At 59.5% G+C, this 22,356-nt stretch carries 23 protein-coding genes and 1 pseudogene; 11 read left to right on the top strand and 13 right to left on the bottom strand.

Going from position 1 to position 22,356, the window contains the following annotated elements; translation table 11 throughout:
* Positions 1–1,014 (bottom strand): zinc-binding alcohol dehydrogenase family protein, encoded by a 1,014-nt coding sequence (locus ACQ4WN_RS20435; RefSeq protein ID WP_436553158.1) that lies wholly within the window; start codon positions 1,012–1,014, stop codon positions 1–3.
* A 97-nt stretch (positions 1,015–1,111) separates the two neighbouring features.
* Between ACQ4WN_RS20435 and ACQ4WN_RS20430 the strand changes: the two genes are divergently transcribed.
* Positions 1,112–2,044: a LysR family transcriptional regulator gene (locus ACQ4WN_RS20430; RefSeq protein ID WP_436553157.1), complete on the top strand. Its 933-nt coding sequence runs from the start codon at positions 1,112–1,114 to the stop codon at positions 2,042–2,044.
* A 77-nt stretch (positions 2,045–2,121) separates the two neighbouring features.
* Positions 2,122–3,444, top strand: a complete 1,323-nt coding sequence (locus ACQ4WN_RS20425) for a chloride channel protein (protein WP_436553156.1) — start codon at positions 2,122–2,124, stop codon at positions 3,442–3,444.
* Here ACQ4WN_RS20425 and ACQ4WN_RS20420 read toward each other — a convergent pair.
* The 4 genes from ACQ4WN_RS20420 to ACQ4WN_RS20405 all read right to left on the bottom strand — a co-directional run bounded on the left by ACQ4WN_RS20420 (position 3,441) and on the right by ACQ4WN_RS20405 (position 6,763).
* Positions 3,441–4,421, bottom strand: a complete 981-nt coding sequence (locus ACQ4WN_RS20420; protein WP_436553155.1) for a toxin-antitoxin system YwqK family antitoxin — start codon at positions 4,419–4,421, stop codon at positions 3,441–3,443. The genes ACQ4WN_RS20425 and ACQ4WN_RS20420 overlap by 4 nt on opposite strands.
* Before the next feature lie 78 nt (positions 4,422–4,499).
* The gene (locus ACQ4WN_RS20415; protein ID WP_436553154.1) at positions 4,500–4,994 is read right to left on the bottom strand and encodes a MarR family winged helix-turn-helix transcriptional regulator; all 495 of its coding nucleotides are present in this window, start codon (positions 4,992–4,994) and stop codon (positions 4,500–4,502) included.
* 87 nt (positions 4,995–5,081) lie between these two features.
* Entirely contained in the window at positions 5,082–5,453 is a 372-nt protein-coding gene (locus ACQ4WN_RS20410) for a toxin-antitoxin system YwqK family antitoxin (RefSeq protein WP_436553153.1), read from the bottom strand.
* A gap of 179 nt (positions 5,454–5,632) precedes the next feature.
* Entirely contained in the window at positions 5,633–6,763 is a 1,131-nt protein-coding gene (locus ACQ4WN_RS20405; protein ID WP_436553152.1) for a toxin-antitoxin system YwqK family antitoxin, read from the bottom strand.
* A 77-nt stretch (positions 6,764–6,840) separates the two neighbouring features.
* Between ACQ4WN_RS20405 and ACQ4WN_RS20400 the strand changes: the two genes are divergently transcribed.
* Positions 6,841–7,248, top strand: coding sequence for a hypothetical protein (locus ACQ4WN_RS20400; RefSeq protein WP_436553151.1), 408 nt, complete (start codon positions 6,841–6,843; stop codon positions 7,246–7,248).
* A gap of 157 nt (positions 7,249–7,405) precedes the next feature.
* On the opposite strand, the gene msbA is transcribed toward ACQ4WN_RS20400, so the two are convergent.
* The 3 genes and pseudogenes from msbA to ACQ4WN_RS20385 form a co-directional block, all read right to left on the bottom strand.
* Positions 7,406–9,241, bottom strand: coding sequence for a lipid A export permease/ATP-binding protein MsbA (msbA, locus tag ACQ4WN_RS20395; protein ID WP_436553150.1), 1,836 nt, complete (start codon positions 9,239–9,241; stop codon positions 7,406–7,408).
* A 108-nt stretch (positions 9,242–9,349) separates the two neighbouring features.
* A complete protein-coding gene (locus ACQ4WN_RS20390) occupies positions 9,350–9,733 on the bottom strand; it encodes a hypothetical protein (protein ID WP_436553149.1) in 384 nt (127 codons plus the stop codon).
* Positions 9,636–9,971: pseudogene (locus ACQ4WN_RS20385) on the bottom strand (hypothetical protein); the annotation flags it as partial. The gene ACQ4WN_RS20390 and the pseudogene ACQ4WN_RS20385, both read right to left, overlap by 98 nt.
* Before the next feature lie 145 nt (positions 9,972–10,116).
* Between ACQ4WN_RS20385 and ACQ4WN_RS20380 the strand changes: the two are divergent.
* A complete protein-coding gene (locus ACQ4WN_RS20380; protein WP_436553148.1) occupies positions 10,117–11,088 on the top strand; it encodes a ribonuclease Z in 972 nt (323 codons plus the stop codon).
* A 25-nt stretch (positions 11,089–11,113) separates the two neighbouring features.
* Here ACQ4WN_RS20380 and ACQ4WN_RS20375 read toward each other — a convergent pair whose 3' ends face one another.
* Both ACQ4WN_RS20375 and ACQ4WN_RS20370 read right to left on the bottom strand, forming a co-directional pair.
* Positions 11,114–11,857, bottom strand: a complete 744-nt coding sequence (locus ACQ4WN_RS20375; RefSeq protein ID WP_436553147.1) for a hypothetical protein — start codon at positions 11,855–11,857, stop codon at positions 11,114–11,116.
* 174 nt (positions 11,858–12,031) lie between these two features.
* Positions 12,032–12,472, bottom strand: coding sequence for a tetratricopeptide repeat protein (locus ACQ4WN_RS20370; protein WP_436553146.1), 441 nt, complete (start codon positions 12,470–12,472; stop codon positions 12,032–12,034).
* Between the two features lie 165 nt (positions 12,473–12,637).
* Here ACQ4WN_RS20370 and ACQ4WN_RS20365 point away from each other — a divergent pair, with 165 nt between their 5' ends.
* The 3 genes from ACQ4WN_RS20365 to ACQ4WN_RS20355 all read left to right on the top strand — a co-directional run bounded on the left by ACQ4WN_RS20365 (position 12,638) and on the right by ACQ4WN_RS20355 (position 17,223).
* On the top strand, positions 12,638–13,297 hold the full coding sequence (locus ACQ4WN_RS20365; protein WP_436553145.1) for an XAC2610-related protein: 660 nt from the start codon (positions 12,638–12,640) through the stop codon (positions 13,295–13,297).
* A gap of 55 nt (positions 13,298–13,352) precedes the next feature.
* A complete protein-coding gene (locus tag ACQ4WN_RS20360) occupies positions 13,353–13,820 on the top strand; it encodes a GNAT family N-acetyltransferase (protein ID WP_436553144.1) in 468 nt (155 codons plus the stop codon).
* Between the two features lie 649 nt (positions 13,821–14,469).
* Positions 14,470–17,223, top strand: a complete 2,754-nt coding sequence (locus tag ACQ4WN_RS20355) for a TonB-dependent receptor (RefSeq protein ID WP_436553143.1) — start codon at positions 14,470–14,472, stop codon at positions 17,221–17,223.
* A 252-nt stretch (positions 17,224–17,475) separates the two neighbouring features.
* On the opposite strand, the gene ACQ4WN_RS20350 is transcribed toward ACQ4WN_RS20355, so the two are convergent.
* A complete protein-coding gene (locus ACQ4WN_RS20350) occupies positions 17,476–17,673 on the bottom strand; it encodes a DUF3079 domain-containing protein (RefSeq protein ID WP_436553142.1) in 198 nt (65 codons plus the stop codon).
* A gap of 396 nt (positions 17,674–18,069) precedes the next feature.
* Positions 18,070–18,222 carry an immunity protein RhsI2 family protein gene (locus ACQ4WN_RS26185; RefSeq protein WP_495542760.1) on the bottom strand — a complete coding sequence of 51 codons (153 nt, stop codon included), beginning with the start codon at positions 18,220–18,222 and terminating at the stop codon, positions 18,070–18,072.
* 147 nt (positions 18,223–18,369) lie between these two features.
* On the opposite strand from ACQ4WN_RS26185, the gene ACQ4WN_RS20345 reads away from it, so the two are divergent.
* The 3 genes from ACQ4WN_RS20345 (at position 18,370) to ACQ4WN_RS20335 (ending at position 20,234) form a co-directional block, all read left to right on the top strand.
* A complete protein-coding gene (locus tag ACQ4WN_RS20345; RefSeq protein ID WP_436553141.1) occupies positions 18,370–19,116 on the top strand; it encodes a hypothetical protein in 747 nt (248 codons plus the stop codon).
* A gap of 184 nt (positions 19,117–19,300) precedes the next feature.
* Positions 19,301–19,693 (top strand): hypothetical protein, encoded by a 393-nt coding sequence (locus ACQ4WN_RS20340; protein WP_436553140.1) that lies wholly within the window; start codon positions 19,301–19,303, stop codon positions 19,691–19,693.
* A gap of 157 nt (positions 19,694–19,850) precedes the next feature.
* On the top strand, positions 19,851–20,234 hold the full coding sequence (locus ACQ4WN_RS20335; RefSeq protein ID WP_436553181.1) for a c-type cytochrome: 384 nt from the start codon (positions 19,851–19,853) through the stop codon (positions 20,232–20,234).
* 87 nt (positions 20,235–20,321) lie between these two features.
* On the opposite strand, the gene ACQ4WN_RS20330 is transcribed toward ACQ4WN_RS20335, so the two are convergent.
* Positions 20,322–20,567 carry a hypothetical protein gene (locus ACQ4WN_RS20330; protein WP_436553139.1) on the bottom strand — a complete coding sequence of 82 codons (246 nt, stop codon included), beginning with the start codon at positions 20,565–20,567 and terminating at the stop codon, positions 20,322–20,324.
* A 273-nt stretch (positions 20,568–20,840) separates the two neighbouring features.
* Here ACQ4WN_RS20330 and ACQ4WN_RS20325 point away from each other — a divergent pair, with 273 nt between their 5' ends.
* On the top strand, positions 20,841–22,241 hold the full coding sequence (locus ACQ4WN_RS20325; RefSeq protein ID WP_436553138.1) for an aminotransferase-like domain-containing protein: 1,401 nt from the start codon (positions 20,841–20,843) through the stop codon (positions 22,239–22,241).
* Positions 22,242–22,356: the final 115 nt, after the last annotated feature.

Below are 22,356 nucleotides of genomic sequence, written 5' to 3'. Positions count from 1 at the left end.
CTACACCGCGCTGACGACGATCTTGCCCGGCTGCCCGCCCCGCTCCAGCAGCGCATGCGCGCGCCGCAGGGTGGCCGCATCCATCGGCGACAAACGCTGCCGCAGCGTATGGCGCAGCACGCCCTCGTCCAGCAGGCCCGCCACGCGGGTCAGGATGCGCTGCTGTTCCTGCATATCGCCGGTGGCGTACAACGGCCGCGTAAACACCATTTCCCAGTGCAGGGAAATGCTCTTGCCCTTCAGCGGCGCCGCATCAAATACATCGTGGTCGTCGATGACGGCCAGCTTGCCATGCGGCGCGATCAGCTCCAGCAGTTCCGCGACATGCTGCGCCGTGTGCGACAGGGCGGCGATGTGGCGTACCGGCGCTACGTTCAATGCCGCCACCTGCGCCGGCAAAGGCTGGCGATGGTCGATCACGTGATGCGCGCCCATGGCCCCGCACCAATCCGCGCTGTCGCCGCGCGAGGCGGTGGCGATCACGGTCAACCCCGTCAACTGGCGCGCCAGCTGGATCAGCAGCGAACCGACGCCGCCCGCGCCGCCCAGCACCAGCAGGCTGCCCCGTGGCTGCCGGTCGCCGGGCGTGATGACAAAGCGCTCGAACAGCAGTTGCCACGCCGTCAGCGCCGCCAATGGCACGCTGGCCGCCTGCGCATAATCCAGGGTCGCCGGCATGCGCGCGGCGATGCGCTCGTCGACCAGGTGGTATTCGGCGTTCGCGCCCGCGCGGTCGAAGGAGCCTGCGTAATACACGGCCTGTCCCGGCGCGAACAGGGTGACCTCGCTGCCGACAGCATGCACGATGCCGGCCGCATCCCAGCCCAGGGTCGCGACACGCTCCGGCACTTTCACAAGCCCCGCGCGCACCTTGGTGTCGAGCGGATTGACGCCCACGGCGCGCACTTGCACCAGCACCTCGCGCGGACCGGGCACGGGCATCGCCCCCTCCATGTCGAACAGGCTCCCTTGCTCGTCCACACTGCTGCCCTTGTTGAAACCGATCATCTTCATTGCCTACCCCTGCAGATAAAAGCCCATGGTAAGCAGCCACGCGACAAAGAAAAATATGCTTCAATGCGTTTCACACCTGACCAAACTGTCATGAATCATGCAAAACCAAGATGTCGACAACCTTTCCGGCGTGGCCCTGTTCGTGCAACTGGCGCAGGCGGGCAGCTTTGTTGCCGCCGCGCGCCAGGCCGGCATTTCGCCGTCGGCCGTCAGCAAGAGCCTGGCGCGTCTGGAGCAACGGCTGGGCGCGCGCCTGTTCCAGCGCAGCACCCGCCAGCTGAGCCTGACAGCGGAGGGCAAGCTCTTCCTCGCGCGCAGCGAGACCATCCTGGCAGAAATGCAGGCGGCCCAGGAGGAGCTGGCGGGCCATCGGGTGCCGCGCGGCCGTCTGCGCCTGGGCTTGCCGGAACTGGGCGCCCTGTTCCTGCCCGCGCTGGCCGAATTTTCCCGGCAGCACCCCGCCATCGCGCTCGATCTGGACTTTTCCGACGCGCTGGCCGACGTCGTCGGCGATGGCTTCGACGCCGTCATCCGCATCGGCGCACCCCGCGATTCGCGCCTGGCCGCCCGCAAGCTGGGCCAGTTCCGCTCCTGCCTCGTGGCCTCGCCCGCCTACCTGGCGCGCCACGGCACGCCCAGCCATCCTCCTGATCTGCAACAACATGCCTGCCTGCACTACCGCTTCCGCCACAGCGGCAAGATCGAACAGTGGCAGTTGCGCCAGGAGGCGGACGCTGCGCCCCTGGACTTGCCCGTGTCGATGGTGTGCAACAACATCGAAGCGCGCTTGCACTTCGCCCGGCAAGGCCTGGGCATCGCCTGGCTGCCCGACTTTCATGTGCGCGGCGCGCTGGCCGACGGCAGCCTGGTCGAAGTGCTGACGGACTATGCGATCACCGATCATCGGGCCCACAGTTGCTGGCTGCTGTGGCCTTCCGGGCCGTACCTGGCGCCGAAAGTACGGGCGCTTGTCGATTTCATGGCCGAGGCAGGTATTCTGTTGCCAGCCGCCCACGGGTCAGGCGCATGAAATACATTTGAGCAAATATATCGATATAATGGCAAGTCTCCCCGACGCCCTGCGCGCCCTACCCTGGACTTGCCGCAATGAAGCACTTGCATGACATCCCCTCTGCCTTCAAGCATGAATTTGCCAACCCGCGCCTGTGGTGGTCGCGCGCCGTCGTCGTCGGCATGGCCGCCATCGCGGGCCTCGTCGTCGTCGGCTTTACGTGGCTGGCGGCAGAAGCGCTGGACCTGTTTCTCTTTTTTAACGGCAAAGCCTGGTGGTTCGCCCTGCTGTGGACACCAGCCTGCGCCGCCCTGCTGGTCTGGCTGACGCGCCGCTACGCCATGGGCGCGGCCGGTTCCGGCATCCCGCAAGTGATGGCCACCCTGGACCCGGCCGTGGCGCCCGAGCAGCGTTCGCTGTTCGTCTCCCTGAAACTCAGCGCCGCGAAGATCGTCCTGACGGCGGGCGGCTTGCTGGGGGGATTGTCACTGGGGCGCGAAGGGCCGTCCGTGCAGATCGCCGCCGGCGTGATGCTGGCCGCGCGCCGCTGGCTGCCCCGTCACTCGCAGGTGAGCGCCCATTCACTGCTGGTAGCTGGCGGCGCGGCCGGCATCGCGGCCGCCTTCAATACGCCGCTGGCAGGCGTCATGTTCGCCATCGAGGAACTCTCGCGCTCGCCCGAGCAGCGCAACAGCGGCCTGATCGTGGCAGGCATCGTGCTGGCCGGCATGATGGCCGTCTCGATCCACGGCAACGCTACCCACTTCGGCATCATCCACCCCGGCCCCATCGGCCTGGCGCTGGCCTTGCCGGGTTTACTCGTGACCCTGGTCGCGGGCGTGGCCGGCGGCCTGTTTGCGCGGCTGCTGCTGGCCTCCGCCCGCGGCAATCCGCTGGGAAGATTGTCCGCGTGGAGAAAAGGCCGGCCCGTGCTGTTCGCCGCCGTCTGCGCTCTGCTGGTGGCAGCCATCGGCATCGCCAGCCATGGCGCCACCTTCGGCAGCGGCACCGTGGCCACGCGCGCCATGCTCGATGGCGCCAGCGACGCCTCGCCCGCCTTTGTTGCCTTCAAATATGTAGCCACCTGGCTGACCGTCTGGTCGGGCGTGCCGGCCGGCATCTTCGCGCCCTCTCTGGCCATCGGCGCTGGCATCGGCCACGATATCGCCGTGCTGCTGCACTACCCGCACGCGCCCGCCCTGATCGCGCTGGGCATGGTGGGTTTCCTGGCCGCCGCCACGCAAGCGCCGCTGACAGCTTTCATCATTGTCATGGAAATGGTCGACGGCCACGGCATGGTACTGAGCCTGATGGCGTGCGCCGTGGTGGCCAGCACCGTGTCGCGCGTGCTCAGCGAACCGCTGTACGGGGCGCTGGCGCAGTTGCAGCTGCAACGGCTGCCGGCGCCACCCAACTAAAAATGACTGCAGGGACGCAGCAAGCGGCCCTGCTGCCATGCGCAAAGAGTGCGCGTGCCGCCCTCGCCCCAGCTGCGCTCCAGCCCGTGCTTGCGACCGTCAACATACTCGACGGCGTGCAGCGGCGTGCCATCCTCGCGCCAGCTCTGCGTGCTCAGCAGGACGCCATCCTCGAACAGGTTTTTCTGCTCCAGCTGGCCATTCGCGAAATATAGCAGCGACCAGCCCTGCGGCTTTCCATGCAGGAAATTGAGGCGCGACTTTTCACGGCCGTCCGGCCACCAGGTCTGGTGCAGGCCGTTGCGCTGGCCTTCCAGATACGGCCCCTGCTCGGCCAGCCTGCCGTTCGGATGAAATGCTTGCGCCTCGCCCGACAGCACGCCGTCGGCAAAATGCGCGCGGTTGCTCACCTGGCCATGGGCATCAAAGCTCAGGTATTGCCCATCGGCGGGCTGGCCCGCCTGGTACCGCAATTCACGACTCAGCTGGCCATTCGCATGATAATGGCTGTGCAAGCCCTCAAACTCGCCGTCGCGGTAAGCCTTGCGGCTCTTCACCGCACCATTCGCATGGTATTCGACGCTGACGCCGTCGAAATCGCCCTCCCCGTTGCGCTCTTCCAGCAGGGCCAGCTGGCCATCGGCGAAATACACGCTGCGCTGGTAGGCATAGCGGGGCGACGCCAGGTTGGCGTCCAGCAGCCAGGCATCCATGTGCAGCTTGCCTGGCGGCTGCGCGAAATGCAGCTGCCAATGCCAGGCCTGGCGGGCCGCATCATGGCGCAGCGGCGCGCGCTGCTCGTACACGGCCGCAGCGGGTGCGGCGGGCTGGTAATCCGCGTCGAAATGCAGGGTGGCCGGCGACTGCCCGGAAGGCAAGGCAGGGGTAGCCAGGGCGTGGGCAAATGCGTTGGCCATGGGAATGGACGAGGAACCGGCCAGGACGGTGGCCAGCAAAAAGGGAATGACTATCTTCAATGCGAACTCTCATCAACGGTGCGACAGCGCCGATGATAATGGCAAGCGGGGCGGTCCAGCCACACGCTTGCCCCTGGATTACATGGTGAAAGGAAACGGCTGCATGCCCGCCTGCCTGTCATCGGGGGCGACCACGGCCAGCAAGGCGTTCAAGCCCTGGTTCAGGTGCGCCAGGCTGTCGGGGTCCAGCTGGGCCAGCGCGCTGGGCAGCAAGCCGCGGGCCGGTTGCGGCGCGCCGGCGATCACGGCCTGGCCTTCCGCCGTCAAGGTCAACGTGACCACGCGCTGGTCGGGTTGGTCGCGCGCCTTGCGCACATAGGCTTTTTTCACCAGCGCATCGACCAGGTTGCTGGCCGTCGTCTGGTGGATGGATATCTTGCTGGCCAGCTCGCCCATGCGCAAGCCTGGCTGCTCCAGCAATTCCTGCATCACCCACAATTGCGCGCCCGACACGCCACATTGTTTCTCGATCTGCGCCGAGTGCCGCTGCGCCGCGCGCATGACGACGCGCATGTTTTGCAAGGCCATGCCTTGCGCCCTGGCCATCGCCGAACCTTCCGCTTCCACCACCATTGCCTCCAGTTATCCTGCCGGCTTCACGCCTGCTGGCGGGCCGGAATCCGTACATGATACCTGCAAAGGCGGGTGGCCCTCTACTGCCTATAGCCCGACAGGCACTGGCACTCCGGCCTGCCATGTCTTCTCCCATACCTGTTTGCCCAGCTCGTCCCAGCGCCGCTCGATGCCCTGCTTCTTGCCATGCTCATACGGCACAAGCTGCAGCAGGCTGCCGTCGCTGGCCCAGACTTGCAGCAAGCCATGGCGCTGGCCATTGTCATGGCTTTCAAACGACCAGCCATCGACTTCGCCATCCAGCCAGACCTTGTGCGCGAGCACCTTGCCATCCTCGGCCAGGGTGAGGAACTCGCCATCCTGCTTGTCATCGGCGTAAAACACTTCCGGCAAGCCATGCATCTTGCCGCCTTTCAAGAAGGCATGGCTGCTCATCTTGCCATTCGGCACGTATGACACGTACTCACCATCGGCCAGGTGGACGAACCTGGCCTGGCGCTTGCTGCTGCCACTGTGCCGCAGCCTGCTGTTACTCCTGTGTCTGCTTCTGCGCCGCCAGCGGCAGGGCCGTCATGAGCACAGCCAGCAGCGCCAGGCGCATGGTCCGCATGGTCTGTCCATACCGCATGCTGATCCCCCTATTTCGCTACAGGCTGTCCATCCTGCCAAGCCTGCTCCAGCACCAGCTTGCCGGCCTTGTCCCACTGGCGCTCGATGCCGTGCTTCTTGCCGTGCTCATACGGCACGATCTGGCGCAGGCTGCCATCGCTGTACCAGGTTTGCAGCAAGCCGTGGCGCTGGCCTTTGACAAACGGCGTCACGCTGGCGCGCACGCCGTTGGCATGCCAATCCGTCGTATCGCCGTGGTCGCGCCCCTGCGCATCTTTCTGCCAAGCAAAGATCGGGCGGCCGTTCGGACCCCACGTTTGCAAGCTGAGCACGGCACCTTTCCGGTACAGCGACTTGTTCGACATGACGCCATTGCCATGGCTTTCAAACGACCAGCCGTCGGGCTGGTCGTGCACCCACACGGTCCTGGCCAGCACGCTGCCATCCTGGGCATACGTGACAAACTCGCCCTCGCGCTTGCCATTCACAAACTGTCCCCGTTGGAACAGCTTGCCATCGTCATAAAACGATTCCTGCACGCCATCCATCTTGCCATTGCGTTGATACGAGCGGTGGCTGACGGCCCCGTTCGCGGCATACGACACTTGCTCGCCATCGGCCATCTCGTCATCGTGATACAGCGTCTTGTACGCCAGCTGGCCATTCTCGTGATACGTTTCCGAAATGCTGTCGCGCCCGTTCGGCAAGGCGGTCACCCGCTGCTGGACCTGGCCATTCTCGAAGTACACGCAGCCGCCCAGCAGCTCCTCGCCCTGGGCATTGAAGTAGGTTTCGCGCAGCAGCTGGCCATTCTCGTAGTAATGCTTGCGAAAACGCACGAACCTGACCTTGCTCAAGTCGAGGTCCGTGGTATAGGTTTCAAAAGCCAGCACGCCCGGCGTGTCGGGAAATTCGAGCCGCACATGCCAGGCGCCCAGCGCCTCGTCGCGCTCGGGCGGCGTGCGCAGCGCATACGCGGCGCGACGTTGGTTGCTGGGCATAAAATTGATATCCAAATACATGGTGTGGTCTTCCTCCTGTAGCGTTGGTGCTGGGGTTGGCGTTGGCGCTGCGGGCTGTTCCTGTGCCGCCACGGGCAAGGCTGCGCCCATGCCCAGCGCGGCAGCTAGCAGCCAGCGCATCGTCTGTTGTGTGTGCATTGTGTTCCGTTGCAATGTTATTGTGCGGCTGCCATCATAATGGAAAGCAACGTTTTCCCCTGTCACGAAAGAAATCCATGCACTTGCCCGCCGCCCCCAGCGACTCCCATATACTGGCCATCATCGATGCCTGGATCGCCGACCTGGCGCGCGGCGATTACGCGTGCGCCCATGCGCGCACGGCGCATGACGCGTATTACGGCTGGACGTCGGCGCTGCTGCGCGCCGTGATCGAAGGGTATGGTTCGCCGGAGCCGTATGCGGACGGCAGCGTGTATCGCGTTACGCCGGCAACGCTGGCCAGCGGCGCGCCACAGGAGCGCTGCGTCGAGCGCCCGACTGGCCAGGACGGCGGCGCCGCGCTTGCCGAAGCGCGCCATTCCCTGCCACTGAATGGCGTTTGGTCCGATCTGACCGCCACGTTTCGCGTGGAGCACGCGGCGCCGGGCGTCAGACTGGTATTACAGGAAATTCACGTGTTCTAAGAGCCTACCCCAGTAGATGAATACATCCCCTGCTGGCGACCCTCAGAAGCGGGGACTGTGTTGATCGTCGTAGCGTGGCTCGCCACGCGTCCTCCTCACGCCTTGTTCGCGCTCCTGATGTTCTGCCAGCAGAAGACGCTCCCTACTGGCATAGGCTCTAAGCCGCGCCATCCTTGACGGGCGACAACTGGCTTGCGTGCAGGCGCGCATACGCGCCGCCCTGTTGCAGCAAGGCGGCATGGCTGCCAGACTCCACCAGGCGCCCTCCCTGCATGACGACGATGCGGTCGGCGCTTTCGATGGTGGATAACCGGTGGGCGATGACGATGGTGGTGCGCTTGCGCATCAGCACTTCCAGCGCCGCCTGCACCTGTCGCTCCGATTCCGTGTCCAGCGCGCTGGTGGCTTCGTCCAGCAGCAGAATCGGCGCGTCCTTGTACAGGGCGCGCGCGATGGCCAGGCGCTGGCGTTGCCCGCCCGACAGGCGCGAACCATTCTGCCCCGCCTGCGTTGCGTAGCCTTGCGGCAACTGCATGATGAATTCGTGGGCGTAGGCGGCGCGCGCCGACGCTTCGATGCGCGCCATGTCCGGGGCCGGGTCGCCATACGCGATATTCGCCGCCATCGTGTCGTTAAACAGAATCACATCCTGGCTGACGAGGGCGAACTGGCGCCGCAGGGCCAGCAGGGCGTAGTCGCGCAGGTCGACGCCGTCGAGCAGGATCTGGCCGCCGCTGACGTCGTAGAAGCGCGGCAGCAAGCCCAGCAAGGTGGTCTTGCCGCCGCCCGAACCGCCCACCAGGGCCACCGTTTCGCCGGCGCGGATGTCGAGCGTGATATCGCTCAAGGCCGTGGGCGCATCGGGATCGTCGCTGTTGTAGCGGAAGTGGACGTTTTGCAGGGACAGGTTGCCCTGCACTGCCGCCGGCGCGATGCTGCCAGGGTCCGGCTCCAGCGGCGTGTCGATCAGCCCGAAGACGGATTCGGCCGCCGCCAGGCCCCGTTGCAGCGGCTCATTGATCTTGGTCAAATTCTTGATCGGCGACTGCATCGCCATCAGCGCACCCATGAAGGCGACGAAGGCGCCCGGCGTGATGGCGCCGCTTTGCGCGCGCAGCATGGCAAAGTAAATCACGGACGACAGGGTAATGCCGACGAGCATCATGATGAAGCCGGAATTCATGGCCGAGGTGGCTGCATGCTTGACGGCCAGCTGGCGGTTGCGCTTGACGACGTCGACGAAACGCGCCTGTTCATAATCTTGTCCGCCGAAAATTTTCACCACGCGCTGGCCGGCGATGCTTTCGTCCAGCACGGAAGTCAACTCGCCCACGGCTTGCTGCGAACTCTTGCTCAAGTGGCGCATGCGGCGTCCCGCCAGGGTCACGACGATGGCCACGATGGGCATCGACGCCATGCAGAACAGGGCCAGTTTCACATCGATGCTGAACAACAGGATCAGGTAGCCGATGGTGGCGACGGAATCGCGCACCATCACATTGAGCACGTTCAAGCCCGCCTGCGACACCTGGCTGGCGTCGAAGGCCACGCGCGACTGCGTCAGACTGGTGGTGGTGGTATCGAAAAAGCGGCTGGGCAGACGCATGATGGTGGCGAACATCTTTTCGCGCAGGTCGGCCTGCACCCGGCTCGATAGCCATACGGAACCGTAATCGCCGGCAAAACTGGACACCATGCGCAGCACGGCCAGGCCCAGGATGGTGGCGGGGATGACCCATAAGTCCACCTGTCCGGCCTGTGCCGGCAGGAAACGGTCGACCCAGCCCTGCAGCATGCCCATCACGCCGGACGCGGGCGCGATCTGTGCGCTGGCCGTCGAGCGCATGGCGTCGACGACGTTCTGCAACTGGCGGATTAACAACACATCGGTGGCGGACGCCACGCCCACGGCCAGCAAAGTGGCGGCAACGATGGCGCCATAGCGGCGAAACTGGCCGACCAGGCGGAAGAACAGGAGGCGACTTTGCTGCATGCAGATGATAAAAGTGAGGGTAAAGCGTGATTCTAACCGCTGCAACACTTACTTATGAGAAAGTCGTCGCCTTGCCGGCGCAGAGCCGGCAAGGACAAGCACGGACTATCAGCTCTTTGCCACTTTCCACGCAGCCGTGCCAGCCTTGCACACTTTCAGCTTCAGGGTCTGTTCCTGGCCCTTGGCGCTCAAGCCAACCTGCACCGTGCGGCAGGTTTGCGCATCCGTCTTTTCCGTCTCGCTGGCAGTGATCTCGGCGGCGATGCGCACGGAATTGCGCAAGCCTTCATTGCTCCATCGCACAGTTTCGCCATCCTTCTTGTCATTGAGCACGTCGGTGACGGCTTTCACAAACACGGGCTTGTCGTTCTTGTTCAGGTAGGCCATCGGCGTATCAGCCAGGAAACCCAGGCCGACGGCGGAAGCGGAAGCGCTGAAGACGACGCTGCCGAAGATCAGGGCGGACAGCAATGTGGCGGGACGAATACGCATGGAAAACTCCTTGTGAAGTAAAAAATAGGGACAGGACCGGGAGCCGCCGTGGCGGCCCTTCACCAGAATCGGCCGGTGAAATAGCCACTGCCAGCAAGGCATCGATGCTGGGCACGAAATAGATCGCCGACGACAGCGGCGTGGAAAAATTCGGCAGCCTGTCAGTCTTGCTGACGCCATCATAGCCTACACCATACATTTGCCGCAGCATGCCCATGGTCACCGTGAGATCGCGGCAGAAACCGACAAATTGACGCGCACCAGGCCGGCATGGAACTGCTCAGTTTTTGCCGCCGCAACGACTATGTCGACTACACGGCAGACGAGGTGCCACCGGTGGGCTGAACATTGGCAAGCGGGCACGCCTGCCGCATAATGCGGGCATGTTCAAACTGACTTTTCTCGGCACGTCTTCCGGCGTGCCCACACGCCACCGCAACGTCACCTCGCTGGCCTTGCAAACCACGCACAACCGCGACTGGTGGATGATCGATTGCGGCGAAGCCACGCAGCACCGGCTGCAGCGCCTGCCCTTGTCCGTGCACGACCTGGTGGGCATCTGCATCACCCACGTGCATGGCGACCACAGCTATGGACTGCCGGGCTTGCTCGCCAGCGCCTCCATGACGGGCCGCAAGAAACCCCTGCTGCTGATCGCCCCGGCCGCCATCAAGACCTGGATCGACGCCACCCTGCTGCATACGGAACTGTTCTTGACGTATCCGCTGATCCACATCGACGTGGACAGCGATCGCATCGTCCACCAGGAAGCGGGCTTGACCATCTCGCGCCACGCGCTGTCACACCGCGCACCGAGCGTCGGTTATCGTTTCGCGCTGGAAACGAGCAGATGGAAGCTGGACAAGGCCGCCCTGCAGGCGGCGGGCGCGCCACCCGGTCCCGCCTGGGGACTCTTGCAGGCGGGCCAGGATGCGCTCCTGGACGATGGCACGGTCTTGCGCGCCGCTGCTTTCCGCCAAGTGGAAACGCAGCGCGCCACGGTAGTGATCGGCGGCGACAACGACACGCCAGCGTTGCTGGCGGACGCCTGCGCGGATGCGCAGCTGCTCGTGCACGAAGCCACCTACACGGAAGCGATGCTGCAAAAAGTGGGCCCCGGCCCCACCCACAGTTCCGTGCAGCGCGTGGCGCAGTTCGCCGCATCGGTCCGCTTGCCGAACCTGATCCTCACCCACTTCAGCGCCCGCTATCACAATGCGGACGGCATGACCGAACTGGAAGCGGAAGCGCGCCTGCATTACTCGGGTGAACTTTTCCTGGCGCGCGATTTCGACAGCTATGAACTCGACGCGGCCGGCGGGCTGAGCAAACTTGAGACGCCGCCCAGCAAATGAGCGGCGCGTAGCCAAGCTGAGGGCGCTATTCTGCGTCCGTCCGTTCGGCCGCTTTCCCTGCCGCCGTATTGACAGCCACCGCCGTGGCATTCACGGATGTCGTGGCGGTGGTCACGCTCTTTGTCACCATGCGCGTGTAGTCGGCCACATTCACGCCCGCTTGCGTGGTATAGCCGCTCACATGCTGGCCGACTTTCACATTCCTTGTCACCGAAAAACCCGATCTGAACATCTTGCCCAGCGATGCGATCACGATGGCCAGCAAGGGCAGCGAGGCGAATAACAGCAGCAATTCGCTGAATGGATCGCTCTTGCGTGACAGCCACGCCGTCAGGAAAAGACAGAACAGGCCATACGCGAGCGGGCTAAACAGGGGATGGTGGATTTCCGGCGCCAGCGCGGCGATAAACACGACCAGTATCAAGGCTGCCTTGAAAGCGATCGGCAGCAATACCTGCAATGCCGCCAGGACGCTGGCCAAGGCATACAGTATCAACAGGACATCGGCGATCCAGCCGACGACGGGAATGAAGGCGCACAGCATCAATATCCCGATCAGCAGCAACGATCCCGCAATACCTTCCAGGATGGCGATACGATTGCGGTACAAATGTGCCACCAGCGATAGCAGGCAGGTCGCGGCAGCCGTCATCGCTGCCAATGGCAGCCGGTCTTCCTTGCCCGCCGCGCAATACAGCAGAACATAGGGAATCAGCAGCAGCATCAGTATCGAGAACCGGAAGCCACCACCCTCTTTCAGCACAGTCATATTATCCATCTTTTATATAGTGATCGGCCCGCATGCGCGAATTCGCCTTGCCGGCCTGCCGCTGCCGGGCACGCCATCGCTATATTGTAAATGTAAAAATTTCTCAGTGGAAATATTTATTGAATAATAAATGAACTTGCGGGAAGTAGAATAATGCTGCGGCCATAATATGAATTAATGCGGATCGGTGCCATACTGCGCCGCATATTCGGCCGCCAGCGCGCGTGCCGCCTGCTGCTGTGATGGCGTGAGGATTTCCAGCAACTGGTCGCGGTTCTTGACCGATTGCGCGCTGCCCGCCTCGGCTGCCTGGCGCCCGTACGCCAGCGATTGCGCCATATCTTGCGCCACGCCATCGCCACTCGCATACATCAGGGCCAGGTTGGCCAGCGATGGCGGAAAGCCCGCTTGCGCGGCGGCCGTGAACAATTCCACCGCTTTCGGCACGTCTTGCGTTACGCCGTGGCCCTGGTAATACAGGCTGGCCAGCAAATGCTGGCCGGCGGGATCACCGGCCGCGGCGGCCGCGGCGAATTGCTGGAATGCCTCGGCGTAATTGCCGTCGTTATAAGCGAGGATGCCCGCTTCATTAAAAGATGCTGTCGAGACGGTCATGAAGATTCCTAGTCCGGGGATTTCGTGGCATTGCACACAGCACTGCTCCGCGCAGAATGTACGATAGAGATCGGTATGGCGCATTGCCCAAATCATGCGTTATGATCATTCTCCGCATGATGCAATCGGGGCATGGTGTCCCAATGCCTTCCCAAGAATATCTCCATGAAACTGATTGCTCTGCTTTTATCCCTGATTTCCACCTCGGCTTATTGCGGCACGCTGCACCTGGGAAAAGCCGCGACAGGAAAAGTGCGGCAAGCGGCCGATATCCGCTATGCGAATCACGATGAAAAGCAGACCTACCAGCTGAAAATCGGGAAGCAGTGGATGCCTGGCAGTTGCAGCAGTAGCGGCACGGGCAATTTGCACGCGCTGCTGCTGGACATGAATTTTGACGGCCATGCCGACCTGTGGGTGACCGGCTACACGGATAGCCAGGGACGCGTCCGCTGTTCCGACGTGTGGCTGTGGGATACGCAAGCGAAGCAATACAGTTTCAACAAGCCATTATCGGCGATTCCGAATCTGGATATCAGCATCGCAGACAAAAGAATCGAAGGCGGCATCGCCAATTGCGGCTGCGCGGCGCAATGCTTTTATGAAGACAGCTATGCCTGGCGGGCTGACAAATTAATCGCCACCGCCCGGCGCGAACAGGATTGCGAGCGCTACCGGGAATACCGCTTGAATGACAAGCAGGACTTGATCATCGTCAAGGATGAAATCATCGATAGCGGCAATTCCGGCCAGCAGGCAATCGAGAATACCAAAGTAGTTGACTGGCAGCGCCTTGCGCACAGCATGCGCAAACCCTGGGAATGATGTTTATCCGCCTCTACCTGCCATTTACACGACATTGTCGATTACAGACAAACACATGACGACACATCCCCCTTCCATCACCTTCCATGCCGCCAATGCGAACGACACCCCGGCCTTCATCGCATTGCGCGGCAAAACGCGGCAAAACGCCATTTCCGCAGAGCGCCTGGCGGAAGTGGGCATTACCGCCGAGTCCTGGGCCGAGATGATGCACTCAGGCAGCTTGCCCGGCCAGGTCTGCCATCACGATGGCCAGCTGGTCGGCTACTGCTTTGGCGAGCGCGACACGGGAGAAATCATCGTCCTGGCGCTGCTGCCGGAATTCGAAGGCCTCGGTATCGGCAAGACCTTGCTGCAACTGGTGATGACGGAACTGCGCGCGCAGGGCCATCAACGGCTGTTCCTGGGCTGCTCCAGCGCCCCCGCCTCCCGCTCCTACGGCTTTTACCGCTACCTCGGCTGGACGGCGACGGGGGAAACGGACAAGTATGGCGACGACGTGCTGGAGTTCATGTTCAACTGACCGCAAGGGGCGCCTTCGTCGCGTCCTCGTGTAATGCACAGCCCCATCCAACAGGTAAATGGCTTGCCCTTCCACAATGACGATTTTCGACGTACTCGCAACAAGCTCACCGCTGCTATCAAAAAAACTTCTGTTGACAATTTCTGCGATACGCGAATTGCAAGAAATGTCACGACCTTGATGCACGGACTTTCGCTCTGAAGCGGCATGTTCTCTTGTGCCCCCGGCTTGCGGCCTCACGCCGCCGTATGCTTCTTTTCCCTCTACCACCTGCCGCCCTGGCGAAAAATTCAGCATCCTGCACTTGTAAAGAAATTTTTTACTGTTGTAAATAAGAGCAACAGCGATAGATAAAATTGACATTTGCTACACCGAAATGTTTTTATGTGCCCCCTAGGTAAAATGAATATCACATTTTACAAAAATGACTGAACATAAACGGTCAAACTAGATCGGGTTGGCAGGTGCTTGCTTATCGCAATGTATTTGTTTCAACAGTTTTTCGCATAAAAACGAGTCCTGAGAATGACTTGTACGGAGAAGTGAATTGACCAAGAAGTTTGTTTTGAAACGCAGCGTCGTCGCTGTCGCATTGACACTGTCCTCATCCCATTTCGCGTTTGCACAGCAAGTTCCGGCAGAGCCGGCAGTGCAAAAAGTCCTGGTAACCGGTTCGAACATCAAGCGCACTGAAAAGGAAGGTTCCTCGCCTATCCAGACCTTGAATGCCAAGCAGATTGCCGCTACCGGCGCCAATACTGTGGCCGAACTGTTGCATTCGATTCCCGCATTTGGTTCGGGTTCGTCGGTGGACGTGACCGACGGCGGCTTCGCCCGCGGCGCGGCAACGGCCTCCATGCGCGGCCTGGGTTCTTCTTCCACGCTGATTTTGCTCAATGGCCGCCGCATCACGGCATCCGCCTATGCCGACCCGAATCAGGGGAAATCGGCTGTCTATGACTTGAACAGCATTCCTGTGTCGGCCATCGAACGCGTCGAAGTGTTCAAGGATGGCGCATCGGCCGTGTATGGTTCCGATGCCATCGCCGGCGTGGTCAACTTCATTACCAAAACCAAGTACACTGGCGCCGAAATGAGCGCCAGCATCAGCGCCAACGACGACGGCGAATTTGCCCGCAAGAGCGCCAGCGGTATCTTTGGCTTTGGCAAGGACCGTTTCAATGCCTTCGTCAGCTTTGACGTCGCCAAGCGCGACAGCACCATCATCAAGAATGAACGGGATGTCGAGAAGGGCATGTATGCGGACATCAACGGTCGCCTGAACCCTTTCTCCAGCAGCCTGACCACGTCGCCTTTCTTCTACGCTGAAATGAAACCAGGCACGAAAAAGTTCGCCACCACCTACGAACAGCGCGCGCAAATCATCAACCGCCTGGACTGCCCGGCATCGCAGCAGATCACCGGCAGCATTGCGGACCACAATATGGTGGCAACCGACCCGTTGGTGGGACGCACCTTCTGCAACTTCAACATCGACGATTACGCCGAAGTGCAAAGTGCAGGCAAGGACGCCAACATCCTGTCGCGCGCCACGTTCGAAATCAGCCAGGACATCACCGCCTTTGCCGAAGCCGGCTATAGCCGTTCCGAGCGCACCTATCTGCGCGTGCCGACGGCCTTCCGCAGTACGGCTTCGACCACCGTGTACCAGCTCAACGGCGCACCGCAGCAGTTCCAGATGATCTTGCCGGTAGGTCATCCTGACAATCCGTTCCCGACACAGCGCGCCGCTGTCGGTTACCGCGTCAGCGCCCCGGGCGGCGCCTCCAATCTGAACGAAAGCTATCGCTTGCTCGCTGGTGTGCGCGGCACGGCAGGCGAGTGGGATTGGGAAACGGCCGTGCTGTGGAACCGCGCCGAGCGCACGGAAACCACGAATGGCATGCTGTATCGCCCGACCCTGGAAAAGGTCATGACGCAGAACTGGACCCTGGCGCAAGTCAATGCCGATCCTAGCGTCACGCGCGACCTGGAAAACCGCGGCTTTGCCCAGGTAACGCAAGTCGATGCCAAGGCAAGTACCGCATTTGGCCAGCTGGCCGGCGGTCAGATTGGCGTGGCTTTCGGCGCTGAATTCCGTCAAGAAAAAATCGGCCTGACGCCAGACATGGCGACGCAGCGCGGCGACATCATCGGCCAGGCCAACTCGCTGGCCGACGGACAGCGCAATGTCAGCTCGACTTTCGTCGAAGTGCGCACGCCGTTTGCGAAATACTTTGAAATGGACTTTGCAGGCCGTTACGACAAATACCCCAACCTGAAGGGCAATTTCGTGCCGAAAGTCGGCGCCAAGTGGACCATCAGCGACCGCGTAGCCGTCCGCAGCACCTATGCCGAAGGCTTCCGCGCGCCAGCGCTGACTCAGGTTTCGCCTGGCGGCGTACAATCTTTCACCAACGTGGTTGACCCGCTGCGCTGCCCGGATGGCGTCCATCCGGCCACCGGTGCCGATACCAGCGATTGCAAAAAAGGTATTTCCAGCCTGTCCTCGGCCACCCCTGATCTGCGCCCTGAAACATCGAAGAGCTACTCGCTGGGCCTGATCCTGGCACCGACCAAGGACATCGACGTACTGGTCGATTACTACCGCATCAAGAAAGTGGATGAAACCGCTTTGTTCAGCGCGCAGTACATGGTTGATCGTCAAGACCGCTATAAAGGCAGCGTGGTACGCGACAGTAATCCGGCAAATCTGGTGACCGATGCCAATGGCAACGTGGTGCCTAACTCTGGCCCGATTTCCCAGGTCAACCGTTCGTATGTGAACCAGGGCAGCACCGAAGTGCAGGGTATTGATTTCGAGGTGGCGTATCGCAAGTCGCTGGGCGATCTGGGCCGTCTGACAGCCAACCTGAACTGGAGCTATCTGTTGAGCTTCAAGCGCGCCGAGCGTCCGGGTGAAGTAGCAACCGACACCTCCGGTGCGAATGGCGGCCTGTCCGACTATGCCACCTCGGTCGGCGACAATCCAAAGAACCGCGGCAACCTGTCCGTCAACTGGACCCGTGGCGACCACTCGGTGACGACGTCGGTAGATTTCGTGGGTCCCGTATCGTTGCTGCGCCGTAGCGACAACAATGTGGTCTACGAGACGCCATACTGCCAGTACGGCGTGGGACAACCCAAGTCGGCATATGGGCTGGGCGGCTTGCCGAAGTACAGCAACTACATCAGCAGCTGCGACGTGAAAAGCTGGACGACGACCAATATGTCGTACTCCTACACGGGCTTCAAGGATTTGACCCTGTCGTTCAATATCAAGAACCTGTTTGATATCAAGGCGCCATACGATCCACGTTACCCAGTGGAAGGCTTCAATCCACAGTTGCACAATGGTCAAGGCCGCTACTTCCGCATTAGCGCCAACTACCACTTCATGTAATCTCCTGCTGCCGGCGTGATCGTGCGCCGATAGCCAAGGGCTGAGTTCTGTCTTGCACAGGGCTCAGCCCTTTTTAGTTTCAGATGGAGAATATCGGTGCTCAAGCCATACACTGAGCTCGCCCCCGGCACGTCCAGTACGCAAGGCGCTTGGCGCATAGCCGATACGCCGATTGCAGTACTTCACGGAGGCAATCGAAGAGTGGACGGTTTCAACCGTTGACAAGCAGTTTGCTGCCAGATCACAGCCGACTCAAGGCTTTTTCTTGTCTTCCTCCCTGTCGGCAGCCGCCAGCCCCCAGTCATTCCAGCCTTCGCCAAACAGCTCAATCGGATGCTGCGTGCGCTCGGAACCATTCCCGCAGCGCATGGCGTCCGGCGGACAATACTTGTCGCAACCCCAGCAGATGCGTTCGGGGTTCTTGGGGCTTAAGGGAAAAGGCTTGGCCATGGCGTGGTCGACGGAGTCGGTTGATATCTTCCTGTTGACTCTAGGTCTTGCGCGGGCGAGGGTCAAACGAATTCGCGTGAGGAGTTCACTTAGGTCAAGCTTGCGAAGATGGCACGGGGTGCCAACTTGAAGAAGTAACTTCATCCCCATCGACATTGTTCGCCCATCGCAAGGTTGGCGTTGGCGGCAGCTTGCACATGACGGTCAAGCAAGAGACCTGCGGGTACCATCCAGAGGATGGCATTATTTCCTTTCATAACTGCTCACGGCATCATTTGCCTCACTTTTAATGACCGTCATTCTCTTGGTGTTGCCGCTGTATTTCATCTCGAGAATTCTCAGTTGATTTTTCGCCGCCTTGCAGGATTTATGTATGTTGTTCAGAGTGTCATCCTGTTATCCAGCAGAAACAGGCGCTTCCAGCACGGTCCGCGCGACATTGATACCGCCATCGGATGCCGGCTGTGCCTTGAGCTCGTCGAGTGCATACACCATCGTCACCATGGCGCCGCTTGATATCCTGCATGTGGTGCGCGTAGATGCTCTCATCGACGGTTGAGCTGATACCAACGGCCACATGGCCGGCATGTCCATACGGTTATTCAAGCGCCTCCAATCTGTTAAAATAGTTGGAAATTTTAATGATTAGATCATGAATAACCTGAATTTTTCAAATACAAGGAATGTGCTTAGCCAATGAAAGCCATTATATTCTGCACCAGCTATATAAAAGATGCCCCGTCATGGGAAAGTCGGTATCAACGGTGGCTCGATTATTACGAAAACATACCAATCAATGCAATAAAAAAAATAATGATTGATGATGGTTCCCCGTATCTTCCACCTGCTGAAATTATCAATACACTTTCCGATAAAGCTCCGCTGGCTTCAAATACCGACACAAATCTCATCATTCACTTCGACAACAATCTCGGACGACAAAGCGGAGCTGACTACCCAGGTTGGTGGCGGAGTTTCCTCCACTCCATTCATGTAGCAAATGAATTAGGTGTTGATAAAATCATCCATATCGAGTCGGATGCCTATATTTTGACGCCTCGCCTGGTAAATTTCATCAATGAAATAGAATCAGGCTGGAACGTCCTATGGTCTCCACGCTATCGTTTTCCAGAGACTGCCATTCAAGTCATCTGCAGAGATCAATTTGGAATTTTTGAAAAACTCAAAGACGACAATCCACGTTTTGCTTTCCCGGATATTGCGGAAAGATTACTTCCTTTCACGGCTGTACATCAGCAGTTCAAAGGGGACCGCTACAGCGATTTCACGAAAAACAGATGGATATTTCGTTCGCGAAAATTCAATAAAATTCCAATTTTTAAACGGGAATTTTTCTGGGAAACAATACCGCCGGATGCTGACTTTGTCACGCAAGGCATTAGCCGCCAACAATTCGTATTTAGACGGGATGAAGAAGCTTGACCTTGTCATCGCAGGGAACTCGCCAACTCGCCCATGCCAGGTAATGGCGCAATAAGCGGTTCCGTCATGCGGGCAGGGGCTGGCGCGTCGTGAGGCTTCGGCCGCGCCGTAGAAAAATATACTTGCTGGAAATGTGGAACCCGCTTTTAACTAATAAAGAGCAAACTTGGCAAGGATTGTAAATATGTTGCTATCGTCACGATTGAATAAACGCGGGTACGCCGCCCTTGTTAGCTCCTTTTTTCTTGTTGCGGGTGTCTCATCGGCACTCGCGACGACTCTTGACGAAGATCGGACACGAGGTGACATACATGGATTGTTTGAGATAAGGGATGCCGCTGTAAAGTTCATTGCAGCAGAGAATCTAAAAAATGGAACAAGATGGCAGGCCATGGAGCCGAACCGGAAGATTCTGGTTGCCAAATGCGCGATATCTTTGCATGTGAAATGGGTTCCGAAAAGTCAAGGCCTGTCTGGACCGAATGTTGCCGTCATTTGCGGCAAGACCGTAAAGCCCACGACACAAAAGAAATGGGAAGTCTTCGTACCAATCGATAAAGGCACGATGGCGCATTAATGATCACATCGGGGTCACAATCGATTCAATCCCCCCCGCGAGGGGCAGTCCGTTACCAAGAGCACCATGATTTTGCCACAAAAATCACCTGGCTAGTGTAACCGACCAACGGCAGATATAATAATGGATGAAAATTTTATTGATGCCAAAATATTATATGAAAACGAAAATATTATTCATCGCATCGCTAGGAATGCTATCACTCATTCAAGCATCTTCATCCTTCGCGGATAATATCAATGGAAAAAATCTCTATATACAGAGATGCTCCATGTGCCACGGAACAGATATCAAGGGAACAGGGCCATTGGCGAACAAGAGTAATCCTCCCACGCCTGACCTTACAACATCCGCCTTCAAAAAACGTCTAAAAGACTATCCGGGGGTTATTGTTTCATCAGTCATCCTTCGCCCAAATGGCGACTTGATTCCAAAAACTTTGCGAGAAAATGGCGTAAAAATATCACCATACGCATGGAGGGTTCAGGATTTTCGCGATTTAAATCAATACATGCGTGGTGTGATTTTAAAGGATCGATGATCTTCAGATCAGAGGGGCGGGCGCAGGGTCAGGCCTGCCATGTGTACACGAACTGATGCGTAGGTATCGGCCGACTATTCCTTACCATCATGGTAAGGTCATATCCAAACCGACCATTCTGACAACGACGAAGGTGACGATCCCCAAGGCCAGCAGCGATAGTACGAAGAGTGCGACCACCTTGCCGCTCGCGCGCAGCACCGCGCGATTCTGCTTCGCCTTATCCTTATCCTTCTTCCCTTGATCGTAATGCCACTTGATGGCGAAGAACATGCCCGTGCCGAGCACGAGAGCCTTGAACGTCACGAAGACTATTGGGGTCCAATCCATCATTTTGCGTATTTCCAGTCTATTACTTGACACTATCTATCGTGAGGAGCGCTACCTCAAAACGCTGCTTGCGCAGCTTCTGTTCAAACCATCCCTCAGGCATCCTGTTTGACTCTTTCATTATATCTGCCGATGAAATAACCATGGCATCGGGCGCAGTGATTTGCCGAATGCAGATGAGAGCAGAGAAAACGTCAGCGACTGCCATGCAAGGATGGTGTTGCTGCACGTTCTAATGCATACTACCTGAAAACAATTTCCATACATTGAGACAAAATGTCCCAGTTGAAAACCATACAAGATGAAAATTTGACTACCTGGTTGCCGCGCTTGGCCGGGAACAAAGGGCCACGTTTTTTGCAGATTGCGGATGCGTTGCAGGTGGCGCTGGCAGACGGATCTTTGATACCGGGTGACCGCCTGCCTACGCAGCGCCAGTTGGCAGCACAGCTGGACGTCGACCTGACGACGATCACGCGCGCATACGACGAAGCCAGGCGCCGCAACTTGCTGGAAGGCCGCGGCGCTCGAGGCACTTATGTCGCGGCGCCGAAAGTCGAATTGAGCGCTATCCTCGACCTGAGCATGAATACCCCACCACCGCCGGATGGCGTGGACTTCGACGACATGTTGAAACAGGGTTTGTCTCAAGTATTGATGAGGGCAGATAATGAATTGCTGATGACTTACCACTTGGGCGGAGGAAGCGACTCCGACCGCAAGGCAGGCGCCAGATGGCTAGCACCGATGTTCGGACATCTGGATTCCCGGCTGGTTGTTGTCTGTCCGGGTGCGCAAGCGGCGATCGCCGCATTGATCCTTGCGCTGACGGAGCCCGGCGATGTGATCCTGGCAGAGCCTATGAGTTATCCCGGCTTGCGTGCCGCAGCGAACCAATTCGGCCGGCACATCATTGCCGTGGAAGCAGACAAGCACGGGATGGTGCCGGAGATGCTTGAGGAAGCATGCCGCCAGCACAAGCCCGGGCTGGTCTATCTCAATCCGACATTACAGAACCCGACCGCCATCACCATTCCGGAATGCCGGCGCAAGGAGCTCGCCAGCATCGCGCAGCGCTGCAATGTACGCATCGTCGAGGATGATCCCTACTGGCTCCTTGCCGATGCCCCGCCGCCACCTATTGCCACGTTTGCCCCGGAACAGGTGGTCTACATTTCAACCCTGTCGAAATGCCTGACGCCCGGCTTGCGTGTCGCCTTCGTGCTGATACGCGACCCGATTGAGCGCGAACGCTTCCTGGTCGCGCTAAGGTCATTTGCGCTGATGGTCGCTCCTCTGACAGCCGCACTGGCCACTCAGTGGATACTCGACGGTTCGGCTGACGGATTGATGGAAGGCGTACGCAACGAAGCGCGCCTGCGCCACCAGATGGCTCGGGATATTCTGGCGGGGCGGTACAGCGGCTTTGGTGACGGCCTGCATGTATGGATCGAGTTGCCGGGGTATTGGAACTCTACACAGCTTGCGCGTGCAGCCGACAGCGAGGGCATCGCAGTCACGCCGGCGGAGGCATTCGCAACTGGCAGCGGATCAGTGAATGCCATTCGAATCTCTTTGGGTAGCATCAAGGACCGTGGACGCTTACAAGCGGGTCTTCAACGACTGTCTCAACTACTTGCGCGGCGGCCCGAGTCGTTCAGCGCTGCTGTGGTTTAACTATCCAGGAAACACGGTGCTTGATCCGGGATTTCTCTCAATGCGGCCGCACATTGGTTTGCAGCATCGCCGTTTATTTATCGTGAGATCACGCGCGAAAGTGAACAGACTGGAA

Source organism: Janthinobacterium pasteuri, from assembly GCF_051380775.1.
In the GTDB taxonomy this organism is placed as follows: domain Bacteria; phylum Pseudomonadota; class Gammaproteobacteria; order Burkholderiales; family Burkholderiaceae_D; genus Janthinobacterium.
The sequence above is the reverse complement of the archived record's forward strand: the minus strand, read 5'-3'. Positions and strand labels throughout refer to the sequence as shown.